The following is a 12113-nucleotide window of genomic DNA, read 5'->3' as shown; positions in this document are numbered from 1 at the left end:
AGTGTGTTTTTCCTGGTGTGAGTATCGCTGTGCCGATACACTCACAACCCACAAGAATTGTTGTACTACGCTTCTTCCGAATTGGTTTTGCTGACCCCGCTCAGCAGAACATACAAGTTAAGCCTGATGACCATAGCGAGTTGGAACCACCCCTTCCCATCCCGAACAGGACCGTGAAACGACTCCACGCCGATGATAGTGCGGATACCCGTGTGAAAGTAGGTAATCGTCAGGCTCCCCTTAAAAACCCCTTGCTACTCACGTAGCAAGGGGTTTTTGCTTTGTGGGGCGTATTTGTACACGAATCCACTGCACCGTCAGTTCCGGGTGTCGCTTCGCACTTCAACAGCGTTGTTCGGCTGCAGGTCCGAGGTAACGGGGCCGCTAACACCACGATCCAGTCTCCAGAATGCCCCCAGCGACCGGCCAATCAGGCTCGGTTGCCTTAACAGGCTGTGCCTTGGTCAGCGCTTTGGTTATGGCTCTCGGTTAATCGATCATCTCAAATAGCGTCGATTAGACAGATGGTATGAACGCCGCCCTCCCTTCGCGCTGGATTCAGGCCCCGGACACGGAAGTGACTTTGGGAGTGTTGGGTCCCTCCAGAACCGAATGGCATCAATGTGCCAAAGTGGAGGTGTCGCGACCACTTGAGGAACGGAGGGACCATCATGAATACTACGACGTTCGGGCTCGACATTGCAAAGCGGGCTTTCCAGATGTATTGGGTCGAAACGGAAACGGGAGAGATTGTGAACCGGCGGTTCACGAAGCAACAGGTTATAGAATTTCTTGGCCAGCGACCGGCCGGACGGGTGGCTTTGGAAGCCTGCGGAAGTGCGCACTGGTGGGCACGCAAGATCGTAGCGCTGGGTCATGAAGTCGTATTGCTGCATGCGAGATTCATCCGCCCGTTCGTCCAGAATAACAAGACCGATGCGACGGACGCTCGTGCGATCTGGACGGCAGCACAGCAACCCGGCATGCGTTCGGTAGCACCGAAGACAGCGGATCAGCAGGCCACGCTGGCCCTGCATCGCATGCGTTCACTGCTAGTCAAGTCACGTACCATGCAAGTCAACCAGTTGCGCGGCCTGCTGTACGAATTTGGCGTGACGCTCAAAGCGGGTCGCGTCGCCGGCCTTGCCGAGGTCCGCGAGCGACTACATGAAATCGAAGAGGTCGTTCCGGGCACGTTGTTCGATGCGCTGCGCGACCAGCTTCAGCACATCGAGCGGATCGACGGCGAGATCAGGAAACTCGAGAGACAGATCGTTGCCTGGCAACGACAGGAGGCGGCATGTCAGCGGGTCGCTACGATTCCAGGTATCGGACCATTGACGGCGACAGCCCTGGTCGCGACGATCGGCGATCCTGCTGCATTCAAATCCGGACGTGAGCTTGCCGCGTACCTCGGCCTGGTTCCCAGGCAAAGCGGTACAGGCGGCAAGGTACGGTTGGGCGGCATAAGCAAGCGCGGCGACAGCTATATACGCATGCTACTGATTCACGGTGCACGAGCGGTCATGTTCAAGAGCAGGAGCAAGGGCGCCTGGAGCGAGCAACTGTCCCTGCGTCGGCCTACGAATGTGGGTAAAGGCTCGAGGAGTACCGTCTTGATGGGAGGCGAGTCTGTGGGTATGGAGCGGCCCCATGAAACACCGGACACAGCGACCCACTTACAATAACGGGTAGGCATAAGACTGTGTTTTTGACTAACACCAAGCAGGAAGTGATGGAAGTGTTGACGGGCCCAGAGCGCCGGCGTCGCTGGACGGCGGAGCAGAAACTGTCGATGGTTCGCGAGAGTTTCGAACCGGGAAAATCGGTTTCAATGGTCGCGCGCCATTACGGCGTGAACCCGAACCAGCTATTCCACTGGCGCAAGCTGTACCAGGACGGTAGCCTGTCAGCGGTCAAGGCTGGCGAAGAAGTGGTTCCGGCATCGGAGTTGGCTGATGCGCTCAAGCAGATTCGCGAGCTGCAACGGATGCTCGGCAAAAAAACAATGGAGAACGAGATTCTCCGGGAAGCAGTTGAATACAGCCGAGCAAAAAAATGGATAGCGCACTCGCCCTTGCTGCCGGAGGACGGCCAGTGAAACTGGTCTGTGAAGTTCTCGGCGTGTCGCGCTCGAACGTATCGGCACGACTGTCGCGTCCGGCGACGTGGCGCGATGGCCGGCAATCAAGGCCGACCGACGACGAAACTGTAGTCGAGGAAATCCGCCGTGTCGTCGGCGATTTGCCCAGCTATGGCTACCGGCGGGTTTGGGGCACGTTGCGCAACGAGCGCGTTGCAGTTGGACTGGCGCCGTTCAATGCCAAGCGCATTTATCGCATCATGCGAACGCATGGGCTGCTGACGCAGCGCCGACCGATTGCGCCGCGAGCCCACCGTCGACATGATGGCAAAGTGGCCGTCGCGCGCAGCAATCAGCGATGGTGCTCGGACGGCTTCGAGTTCCGCTGCGACAACGGCGAGCCGCTGCGTGTGACGTTTGCGCTGGATTGCTGCGACCGAGAAGCGATGAGCTGGGCGGCGACGACAGCAGGCCACAGCGGCGACATTGTGCGCGACGTGATGCTGGCCGCAGTGGAAAATCGGTTCGGCAACGAGGTGCATACGCCGTCCGAAATCGAGTGGCTGAGCGACAATGGTTCGGGCTATACGGCTGACGATACGCGCCGGTTTGCGATGAACATCGGACTAAAGCCATTGACCACGCCCGTGTGCAGTCCGCAAAGTAACGGCATGGCCGAGAGCTTCGTGAAAACGATGAAGCGCGACTACGTCGCCTTCATGCCGAAGCCGGATGCTGCAACCGCTGCTCACAATCTGGCCATTGCATTTGAGCATTACAACGAGAAGCACCCCCATAGCGCGCTGAAATACCGCTCGCCTCGCGAGTTCCGGCGCTCGATGGATTCAGCAACCTTAGTGTGATGGTGTGTCCGGTTTTACAGGGTCAACTCCAGGGTACTTTTGCGTCCACCAAATGAAATGGTGGGCGCAAAAGTGGACAAGGTTTTGAGTGTGGCTGTGGAAGCGGTACCTTACCGACGAGCGAATTTCTCAATGGAGTTCAAGCGCGCAACGGTTGAGGCAACGTTAAGGCCAGGTGCGTCGGTTGCTTTGACGGCGCGCAAGGCAGGCATCAACGCCAACTTGTTATTCAAATGGCGCCGGCATTATCTGGCTGGCGCTTACGGTGATGTCACGCCTGAGCTTGTTACTCGCCAGAGTTCTGCGGCTTCGGTGACCGAGTTTGTTCCCGTGACGATCACGAAGGCTCTCGTTGGTATCCCCACGCCGTCGGCAGACCAAGCAGTCCCGACCTCACGATGTTCATTGCGGCACGAGGGGAAGATCGAGTTGGTGATGCGTGGCGGCACAATGCGCTTCGATGGTCCGCTGAGTTTGGAGTTACTGCGCGAGTTGATCTCGGAGCTACGCACATGATCGGGTTGCCCTCGAACACGCGGGTGTGGATTGCCGCTGGCGTCACGGATATGCGCTGCGGCTTTAATAGCCTGGCAGCCAAGGTCGAGTTGGTGCTGCAAAAGGACCCGTTCTCGGGGCACATCTTTCTGTTTCGTGGCCGGCGCGGTGATCTGCTCAAGGCCCTGTACTGGAGCGATGGCGGGCTGTGCCTGCTGGCCAAGCGGCTGGAGAAGGGGCGATTCGCGTGGCCACGGGCCGATGGTGGTGTCGTGGCACTCACCACTGCGCAGCTCTCACTCTTGCTTGAAGGGTTCGATTGGCGCGAGCCCATCGACGCGGCTCGCCCACGCAGTGCGAGATAACGTATTTTTTGGGAGATATCCGATAGGCAACGGGTGCTCTGGGCGATAGGCTTACGTCATGAGCTTCTCCCGCGCCAATCTGCCTGACGACATCGATGCCCTCAAGGCGTTGGTGTTGGCTAGCCAGCAGGTTTTGCACGAACGCGAAACACAGCTCGCCGAGCTGCAGACGCGCCTCACATCGCGCGAGCAAGAGATTGCGCATTTGAAGCTGCTCATCGACAAACTCAAGCGTATGCAGTTTGGACGAAAGTCGGAGAAACTGGCGCGTCAGATCGAACAGCTTGAGCTGCGCCTGGAAGATCTGCAGGCCGACGAAGGTGCCACCGAGGCGGCCACGCCGATCAAGTCCCAGGCAAAAGTCCGAGTCGAGCGCCAGGCGCTGCCGGAGCACCTCGAGCGCGAAGTGCGCGTCTACCTACCCGAGGCAGACGATTGCCCGGCCTGCGGTGGTAACCTCAAGCCGCTGGGCGAAGACGTCTCGGAGCAGCTCGAATACGTGCGAGCGCACTTCCGTGTGATTCGCCACCGCCGCCCCAAGCTCGCTTGTGCGTGCTGCGACACGATTGTGCAGCAGCCGGCACCGAGTCGCCCGATTGAGCGTGGCGTGGCCGGCCCCAATCTGCTCGCACACATTATCACCAGCAAATTCCTCGACCACCAACCGCTGTACCGCCAGCAGGCAATCTATGCCCGTGACGGCGTGGAACTCGAGGCCGGGCAGATGGGGCATTGGCTGGGGCGTGTTTGCTGGTTGCTCGATCCACTGGTAGACGCCGTGCGAGCCTACGCGCTGGGCGGCACCAAGGTCCACGGCGATGACACACCATTACCGGTGTTAGAGCCCGGGCGAGGCAGCACAAAGACCGGACGGCTCTGGGTGTACGTGCGTGACGACCGGCCGTGCGGCTCGGATGAGGCGCCCGCGGTGTGGTTTGCCTACACGTCGGATCGGCGTGGTGAGCACCCACAGCGACATCTGGCAAGCTTTAGCGGGGTGCTGCAAGCCGATGCGTTTGCCGGTTACGCGCCGCTCTTTGAGGACGGCAGCATCCGCGAAGCGGCGTGCATGGCGCACGCGCGACGCAAGATCTACGACCTGCATGCGGTACGCCCCAGCGCCATTACAGAAGAAGCGCTGCACCGCATCGGCGAGCTATATCGCATAGAAGCCGAAATCCGGGGTAAGCCGCCTGATGAACGACGGCAGGTGCGCCAAACTCGGGCGGTACCGCGACTCGAGGCACTGCGACAATGGTACGAGTCGGTATTGCCCATGCTCTCGGCCAAATCCGACACGACCAAAGCGATTCAGTATTCTCTGAACCGCTGGCCTGCACTCGCCTATTACTGCGAGGACGGGCAAGCGGAGATCGACAATCTGATTGCCGAGCGTGCGCTGCGCGGCGTGGCGATTGGCCGCCGCAATTATCTGTTTGCTGGCGCTGATTCGGGCGGTGAGCGTGCTGCGGCGATGTACAGCCTCATCGGTACGGCACGCTTGAACGGCATCAACCCGGAAGCCTACCTCGCCCACGTGCTCGAGCGCATTGCCGATCATCCGGCCAATCGGATCGACGAGTTGCTGCCATGGAATGTGGCGCAGCAACTGCCTGACACCGCCAAGATCGAGCCCATTCGCTAACCGCCATTTACCGGCGCGTCAACAACCCGATCTACGGTACACATCGAGTGCTTACGAATGTGGTTGCCGTCGCGCTGGCAAACAAGATGGCGCGAACAGCGTGGTCGTTACTCGCGCACGACAAAACTTACCAGACAGACTACGCAGCACAAAGGGCTAGCTGAAAAGCAGGGGTATCGAGCACGAGTCACGCAGACAGGTTGCGAAGGTCGATAACGATGTGATGGCGAGACAGGTTGGTCCGCAAGAACGTAAGCCTGATTGACGCTGTGCGCTTCGAGCGCGCTAGACAGTAGAGGTCGTTCTTGGCGAATTCCATCAGGGCGCGCAGGCTGGCCTGCAGACGCCGGATATAAGCCTGCAACCAAATTCTCGTCCAATGTCACAACGATATTACCTTGCAAGCCGGGCGGCGTTCATATAAGCGTCAAGCAGCATGGCCGGTCAGCGACAACTATCTTGGCCGGTCAACGGGTGTAGTTGTCGCTGGTTAAGAGGCCATAGTTGTCGTTCCTCCTTCGCAATTGTCGTTAGGTAATTGACGCCGGCGGGCGCTTTGTTTGTCGCTGGCCTTACGACGGCGATAGCTTTCGACGTTGAGCTCGAAGATCGTCGAGTGATGGACGAGCCGGTCGATAGCGGCGATCGTCATGCCCGGATCAGGGAAGACATCGTTCCATCCAGAGAAGGGCTGGTTGGCCGTAATCAGCAGGCTTTTGCGCTCATATCTCTCGGCGATCAGCTCGAACAGCACGCTGGTTTCGGCCTGGTCCTTGCGAGCGTATGACAGGTCATCCAGGATGATGAGATCGAAGCGATCGAGCTTCGCGAGCGCGGACGGCAGTTGCAGGCTTTGGCGCGCGGCCTGGAGCTTCTGGACAAGTTCAGCGGTGCGCGTGAACAGCACGCGATAACCGGCGTCGATCAACGCATGACCGAGGGCTGAGCCCAAATGACTCTTGCCGCCGCCCGGCGGGCCGAACAGGAGAATTGTGGCGCCTTTCTCCAGCCAGGATTCTCCGGTGGCCAGCGCCGTAACATGCGCCTTCGAGACCATCGGCACCATGCCGAAGTCGAAGGTAGCAAGCGTCTTCGTCGGGTCCAGATGCGACTCGGTACGGTGCCGCTCAATGCGTCGTTTGGCGCGTTCGGCCAGTTCGTGCTCAAGCAGCGCCCCAAGCAATCGCGTAGCGGGCCAGCCTTCCTTGTCAGAGCGCTCAACGAACTCGGGCCATAGCCTGCCGATCGTCGGCAGGCGTAACTCGTTCAACATCAGGGCCAGACGGCCGTTGTCGTGGGCAGGGGCGTTCATGCTGCCACCTTGTCGAGAAGCTCGTCATAGAGCGCAACGGGCGGCATCTCGACCACCACCTCGGGACATAGGGCCTGACGCGGCGCGAATTCATTGCACAACTGCTTTAGATCGGGCAGCTCGCCTGCTGCGAGCAACGCATCAAGCCGTTCGGCCAATAACGCCTCAACGCCGTGGTGGCCCGCGAGTTCAAGCAGACCCACCATGGTCTTGCAGGCCTGCCGTTGCGTCAGTTGCGCCTCCAGCCGCTCCCAGGTCCGGCGGTAGGTGTTAGCGCCGATGTAAAACTGACCCACCGGGGATGCGGCTATTTTCTTGGACTGTTTTACGTCGTTAACCCGAGGCTTTCACGGTACTCGATGGGGCTGAGATAGCCAAGGGAGCCCTTGATCCGCTTTTCGTTGTACCAGCGAATGTAGGCGTTCAGTGCCTCTACGAATTGCACGATGGTCGTCGAACGCCAGTCCCCTGGATAGAACATTTCGGTCTTCAGCCTTCCGAAGAATCCCTCACAGGCCGCATTGTCTGGTGAGCAGGCTTTACGCGACATGGATCGGATCAGATTAGCCTTTGCAACTCGCGATAGCCAGCCAGGCCAACGGTAGTGGCCACCCCGATCGGAATGTACGATCGGCTTCTCATCGTCCTCGGTCACGGTCTCGATAGCCGCATCTAACATGGTATTCACGAGCTCGGCGTCGGGGCTTGTGCCAATCGACCAACTGACTACCATGCCATCGAAGCAGTCGATCATCGGCGATAGATATACCTTCCCGGCCGGGATCTGGAACTCGGAGATATCCGTCAGCCACTTTTCGTTGGGGGCGGTAGCGTGGAAATCGCGATTGATGATGTTATCTGGGGCAGGGCTAATTTCCCCGACATAAGAACGATATCGGCGCCGCTTGGGCCTCGCCGCGTAGAGGCCGCCTTGTTTCATGAGGCGACGCACGACTTTCTCCGATAGAAACACGCGTTGTCTGCTGAGCGCTGCCTGCACCCGACGATAGCCGTAGGATCGGTGATTGTCCTCGAAGATTTCCGCAACGGTACGACGAACTTCGGCATATTTGTCGGCAACCCGCATGGGCGACCGATGGTAGAAATAGGAGCTGCGCGCCAAGTCCAGCTGCTCAAGCAGCTCAGCCAAAACGTACTGCTCTCTCAGGGCGTCAACCAGCGTCGTCTTCTCCCGGTTGCTCAGGAGTTGCAGGTCGACGCCCAGGTCTTTTTTTAGGAGTTCATTCGCCTTCTTCAACAGGTCCTGTTCAAGCTGCAGATTGCGAATTTTGCGCTGGAGCGCTTCGACCTGCCGTTCCAGTTCGTCCCGATCTGTCTCTGCGGGCGAGCCTTTGTCGCGTTTCATGGATGCAGGAGCCTCTCGGCCGAGTAACTGGTTCTTCCAGTTGTACAGCGTCACCCTGTCGACGTCCAGCTTTCGGGCCACCGCCTCTGCACTTCCTTCCCGTGTGCACAGTTCGTACACCGCAGCCTGCTTGGACACCAATGAAGCAGTTGGTCGACCGGCCTTGCCAACCACGCATTTCCTGGTTTCCGGATAGCGCTCGCGAACCCACTCCGTTAGTATCTGGCGACAGGGATAGCCCAATGTCCTGAGGGTGAAGGCGAAGCAGCGCCCGTGGTTGACGTAATGCTCGAGTGCTACGTTCTTCTGTTCTTCTGAGTACTTCGGCTTTACGCGAACATACCCCCTCTGCAGATCGCCAATCTTCTCGAATTCGTTACACCACGCCTTGAGAGAATTCTTCGTCGGGTAACCCAACTGGCGAATGGTCGCTTTGCTGCGCTTCCCGAGTTTCAGGTACAGCTCGACCGCCCGAACGCGTTCTTGGTATGAATACATGGACTACCTTCAAAGTAGTCCAAGATTTTGTCCGCATCCCCGTAGGCAGGCCGGTCAGCGAAGTCACGATGGCCGCGAAGCATCAATGCCTGCTCGAGCGCTTCCTTCAGATACCGATGCGAGGATTCCACGCTGCCGTTCTCATGGCCCAGGCCGCGATTGTTGCGCGTGCCATTCATGCCGTAATGGTCGAGCAGCGCTGCGTAACGCGCCGTGAAGTCCTCCTGCTCCGTCAGGTTCTTGAAGGCGGCCGACAGGCTGTCAGATCGATGTTCACGGGGACAGCCGCCCGCCTGCCATAGCGCGTTCTGCAATCCGGCCGCGAGGGCTTCGAAACTCTCGCCCCCCTCAACCACGTTCGCGTACTCCCAGCGCGAGAACGCCAGCACGAAGTGATACAGCCGGTGACCGAACGGGGCGCCACCGATCGTCACGCACAGCTTGCTCATATCAGTGAAGTCCGACAGTCCGCGCACACCGGGCTGATGCTCCTGCGGGAAGAACACCTCTTGAGTGGGGCCCTCGAGAGCGCGCCACTGGCGAATACGCCGCTCCAGCGTGCGCCGCATACTATCGGGATAACGATCCGGGTGATCATCTTGCAGCTTGCGTAAGACCGTGATGCCCATCAGGTGGGGCGAGTTACGCAGCAGCGGCACGACTTCGCGGTCCCAGACGTCGACAAACGGATCGGGACGGGTCCGCCAGGAATGCCGCGGCTTCTGGGATGGCAAAGTGGCGTCACGTTCGATACGGCGTGCCGTACGCACGCTGATGCCGGTCTTGGCGGCCGCGACTTCCTGCGGGTGGTGTTTGCGCTTGTTCATGTAGAGACGAACCTGTTGGTCGGTAATGCGGGTTCCAGACATGAGCTGACCGCTTCCTCAAGCTTCGGTCAGTTCATCCTAAGCCCCGTCGACCCGGCGTCGCCGGTGGCTCGTCGTCTCCGGCGGCTACGCCGCCTCCAACGCCTCACCACCGGCCAAAACAATCGTCAACGACCGGCCAAGATAATTGTCGCCGCCCAGTCGATAGAGCCGCGTTGCAATATGCACGGCGTCTCGGGTCGCGCGATTCTGCAAGTCATCTAATCGATGTGCGTTGTTGTAACGCCGGCACGAAGTGAAATTCCGGGTAGATCGTCGTGCATTTCTCGCTTAGCATTCGACCACGCGGTTGGGAGTTCGGGGAGTAAAACGGGTGGTCGAACGAAATAGAAATAGGCATTACGCATGGTTGCAGGTCGGGTTGGTGAGCTTTAGTGCTGCCATCGCGATCGGCGGTATTGGTGGATGTGCGTCGCAAGACGTGTCGATCGCGCATGCTTCAGCTTCGACGGCGTTGCCTCATCATGAGGAAATCGCACCGCTCTCCGCGGCTGTTGATGCCGAAGGCCTTCCTCCGCATTGGGAAACATATCTTGTCACTCGCAACGAGCGCCTGACGCACTATGAGCAGACTACGGATAGCGAAGGCATCGCAGTGATTCGTGCAACCGTTGACGGTTCGGCGTCCGGCATTGCACAGAAGCTCGATATTCCCGTATATCCCGGTGGGAAGCTGACGTGGCGTTGGCGCGCGGATGGCATGCCGGTCGACGCGGACATCCGTACGAAGCGATACGATGATGCACCGCTGCGCATTGCGCTCGCCTTTGACGGCGACGCAGGCAAACTCTCGATGCAAGATCACATGCACCGTGAGTTGGCCCGAATGGTCAGCGGCCGGGAGTTGCCGTTCGCGACGCTGATGTACACGTGGGGTGACGAAAAACTCGCCGTGAATGACGTGGCGCCTAATCCCTACGCCGCCCGCATCCGTTCCGTCGTCGTCGAGACGGGGACGAGCAACCTCGGCCAGTGGCTGACATATTCCCGGGATATCGCGAAGGATTACGAAAAAGCGTTTGGTGAACCGCCAGGCCGCCTAATCGGCATCGCCATCATGAGTGACGGCGATAATACGCAGTCCAAGTTCACCGCATGGTACGGCGACATCCACCTGGACACAGACGGCATTCCCACGACGACGGCAGCAAAATAGCTACTGATGCCACCAATAAAAGCGAAAAAGCCAGCAATTCATATTGCTGGCTTTTTTGTTGAGCGCTGAGATGTCAGTGCCGTTCACTCATTTATTGCGCTCGAAATACGTCTCGACCAGCTTGACCCAATAGGTGCCACCGAGCGGCAGCAGATCATCGTTGAAGTCATAGCTGGCATTGTGAAGGTTGCAAGGACCGAGGCCGTGGCCGCTGTCCCGGTGCGTCCCATCCCCATTCCCGATGAAAACGTAGGCACCCGGTTTCTCGAGCAGCATGAACGAGAAATCTTCCGCGCCCATCGTGGGCTCGACCTTGTCATTGACGTTCTCGTCGCCCACCACTTGCCGCATCACATCGGCACACAGCGCAGCCATGCCCGGCTCGTTAATGGTCGGTGGGTAGTTGCGGTGAAACTCGATTTCGGCCGTGCAACCGAGCCCCTTGGCCACAAACTCGGAAACCTCGCGAAGTCGCGTCTCGATCAGATCGAGGACCTCGATCGAGAACGTGCGAATCGTACCGCCAAGCCATGCCAAATCAGGAACAACGTTCGTCGTATCGCCAGCGTGGATTTGCGTGATCGAGAGTACTGCCGCGTCAATCGGGCGCTTATTTCGAGTAATGATGCTCTGTAGCGCCTGAGCGACCTGGACGGCCGCAATCACCGGATCGATCCCTGCGTTCGGAATACCGGCATGCGTACCCTTGCCGCGAATCGAAATCTTGAATTCGTTGCTCGAAGCCATCATCGGCCCAGGCGTGACGGCGAAGGTGCCCGTCGGTACGCCTGGCCAATTGTGCATGCCGAACACTGCCTGCATCGGAAACCGTTCGAACAACCCGTCCTTGATCATCTCGCGGGCACCGCCACCGCCTTCCTCCGCTGGTTGGAAAATCAGGTAGACCGTGCCGTCGAAATTCCGGTGTTTCTGCAGATATTGCGCCGCAGCAAGCAGCATGGCGGTGTGTCCGTCATGCCCGCAGGCGTGCATCTTCCCTTCATGCCGCGAGGCATGTTCGAAGGTATTGGCTTCGTGAATCGGGAGTGCGTCCATGTCGGCGCGCAGACCGATCGCGCGGTCGCTGCTGCCATTCTTGATGATGCCGACGAGGCCGGTCTTGCCAAGGCCACGATGAATCGGGATGCCCCATTGGGTCAACGTGTCGGCGACGACGTCGGAGGTGCGTTTCTCTTCGAAGCACAGCTCGGGGTGCGCGTGGATGTCGCGTCGGATGGTCTGGATTTCGCCGCGAGCGGCGTCGATTTCTGGAATGAGCTTCATGACGGGGTTTCCTGCGGAGCGCAATGGCTCATCTTACCCCTAATGGGCAAGTCTGGCACTCCGCTCGGAAATGTCCGAACGGGCGGTCGGAATCGCCCGAAAAAAGCCGGAAATGCCCGTGTGGCGGGGCAGTCCACGGGCGAACGTAATACAATATCG

8 protein-coding genes, 1 rRNA gene and 4 pseudogenes are annotated in these 12113 nt (G+C 59.1%); 8 read left to right on the top strand and 5 right to left on the bottom strand.

The window, feature by feature from the left end:
* Positions 1-122 precede the first annotated feature (122 nt).
* The 7 genes and pseudogenes from rrf to MB84_RS31075 form a co-directional block, all read left to right on the top strand.
* A 5S ribosomal RNA gene (gene rrf, locus MB84_RS21945) occupies positions 123-235 on the top strand.
* Positions 236-671: 436 nt separating this feature from the next.
* Positions 672-1592, top strand: a pseudogene (locus MB84_RS21940) (IS110 family RNA-guided transposase); the annotation flags it as partial.
* A 143-nt stretch (positions 1593-1735) separates the two neighbouring features.
* Positions 1736-2946, top strand: a protein-coding gene (locus tag MB84_RS21930) for an IS3 family transposase (protein WP_157122856.1) whose coding sequence is annotated in 2 segments (ribosomal slippage) — positions 1736-2051 and positions 2051-2946 — 1212 coding nt in all. Because the reading frame shifts where the segments join, the coding sequence is not laid out codon by codon here.
* Positions 2947-3003: 57 nt separating this feature from the next.
* Positions 3004-3462, top strand: a complete 459-nt coding sequence (tnpA, locus tag MB84_RS21925; RefSeq protein WP_052654594.1) for an IS66-like element accessory protein TnpA — start codon at positions 3004-3006, stop codon at positions 3460-3462.
* Positions 3459-3806: an IS66 family insertion sequence element accessory protein TnpB gene (tnpB, locus tag MB84_RS21920; RefSeq protein WP_046289885.1), complete on the top strand. Its 348-nt coding sequence runs from the start codon at positions 3459-3461 to the stop codon at positions 3804-3806. The genes tnpA and tnpB overlap by 4 nt, the downstream gene beginning before the upstream one ends.
* A 58-nt stretch (positions 3807-3864) precedes the next feature.
* Entirely contained in the window at positions 3865-5451 is a 1587-nt protein-coding gene (gene tnpC, locus MB84_RS21915; RefSeq protein WP_046289884.1) for an IS66 family transposase, read from the top strand.
* Between the two features lie 56 nt (positions 5452-5507).
* Positions 5508-5615 (top strand): annotated as a pseudogene (locus MB84_RS31075) (IS110 family transposase); the annotation flags it as partial.
* Between the two features lie 326 nt (positions 5616-5941).
* Here the strand turns inward: MB84_RS31075 and istB are convergent.
* The 4 genes and pseudogenes from istB to istA all read right to left on the bottom strand — a co-directional run.
* Positions 5942-6763, bottom strand: a complete 822-nt coding sequence (gene istB / locus MB84_RS21910) for an IS21-like element helper ATPase IstB (protein WP_044453167.1) — start codon at positions 6761-6763, stop codon at positions 5942-5944.
* Positions 6760-7029 (bottom strand): annotated as a pseudogene (locus tag MB84_RS21905) (IS21 family transposase); the annotation flags it as partial. The pseudogene MB84_RS21905 and the gene istB, both read right to left, overlap by 4 nt.
* 59 nt (positions 7030-7088) lie before the next feature.
* Positions 7089-8627 (bottom strand): IS3 family transposase, encoded by a 1539-nt coding sequence (locus MB84_RS21900; protein ID WP_046289882.1) that lies wholly within the window; start codon positions 8625-8627, stop codon positions 7089-7091.
* Between the two features lie 35 nt (positions 8628-8662).
* Positions 8663-9496, bottom strand: a pseudogene (istA, locus tag MB84_RS21895) (IS21 family transposase); the annotation flags it as partial.
* Positions 9497-9878: 382 nt separating this feature from the next.
* On the opposite strand from istA, the gene MB84_RS21890 reads away from it, so the two are divergent.
* Positions 9879-10670: a DUF3047 domain-containing protein gene (locus MB84_RS21890; RefSeq protein ID WP_046293136.1), complete on the top strand. Its 792-nt coding sequence runs from the start codon at positions 9879-9881 to the stop codon at positions 10668-10670.
* Between the two features lie 87 nt (positions 10671-10757).
* Here MB84_RS21890 and MB84_RS21885 read toward each other — a convergent pair whose 3' ends face one another.
* Entirely contained in the window at positions 10758-11954 is a 1197-nt protein-coding gene (locus MB84_RS21885; protein WP_046289881.1) for a M20 aminoacylase family protein, read from the bottom strand.
* Between the last annotated feature and the right edge of the window lie 159 nt (positions 11955-12113).

The sequence above is a fragment of the Pandoraea oxalativorans genome, assembly GCF_000972785.3.
Lineage (GTDB): Bacteria > Pseudomonadota > Gammaproteobacteria > Burkholderiales > Burkholderiaceae > Pandoraea > Pandoraea oxalativorans.
The sequence above is the reverse complement of the archived record's forward strand: the minus strand, read 5'-3'. Positions and strand labels throughout refer to the sequence as shown.

Bases quoted from the DNA above. Each gene is read 5' to 3' on its own strand.
- MB84_RS21885 (WP_046289881.1), bottom strand. From the start codon at position 11,954: ATGAAGCTCATTCCAGAAATCGACGCCGCTCGCGGCGAAATCCAGACC.
- MB84_RS21900 (WP_046289882.1), bottom strand. From the start codon at position 8,627: ATGTATTCATACCAAGAACGCGTTCGGGCGGTCGAGCTGTACCTGAAA.
- tnpC (WP_046289884.1), top strand. From the start codon at position 3,865: ATGAGCTTCTCCCGCGCCAATCTGCCTGACGACATCGATGCCCTCAAG.
- tnpB (WP_046289885.1), top strand. From the start codon at position 3,459: ATGATCGGGTTGCCCTCGAACACGCGGGTGTGGATTGCCGCTGGCGTC.
- istB (WP_044453167.1), bottom strand. From the start codon at position 6,763: ATGAACGCCCCTGCCCACGACAACGGCCGTCTGGCCCTGATGTTGAAC.
- tnpA (WP_052654594.1), top strand. From the start codon at position 3,004: ATGGTGGGCGCAAAAGTGGACAAGGTTTTGAGTGTGGCTGTGGAAGCG.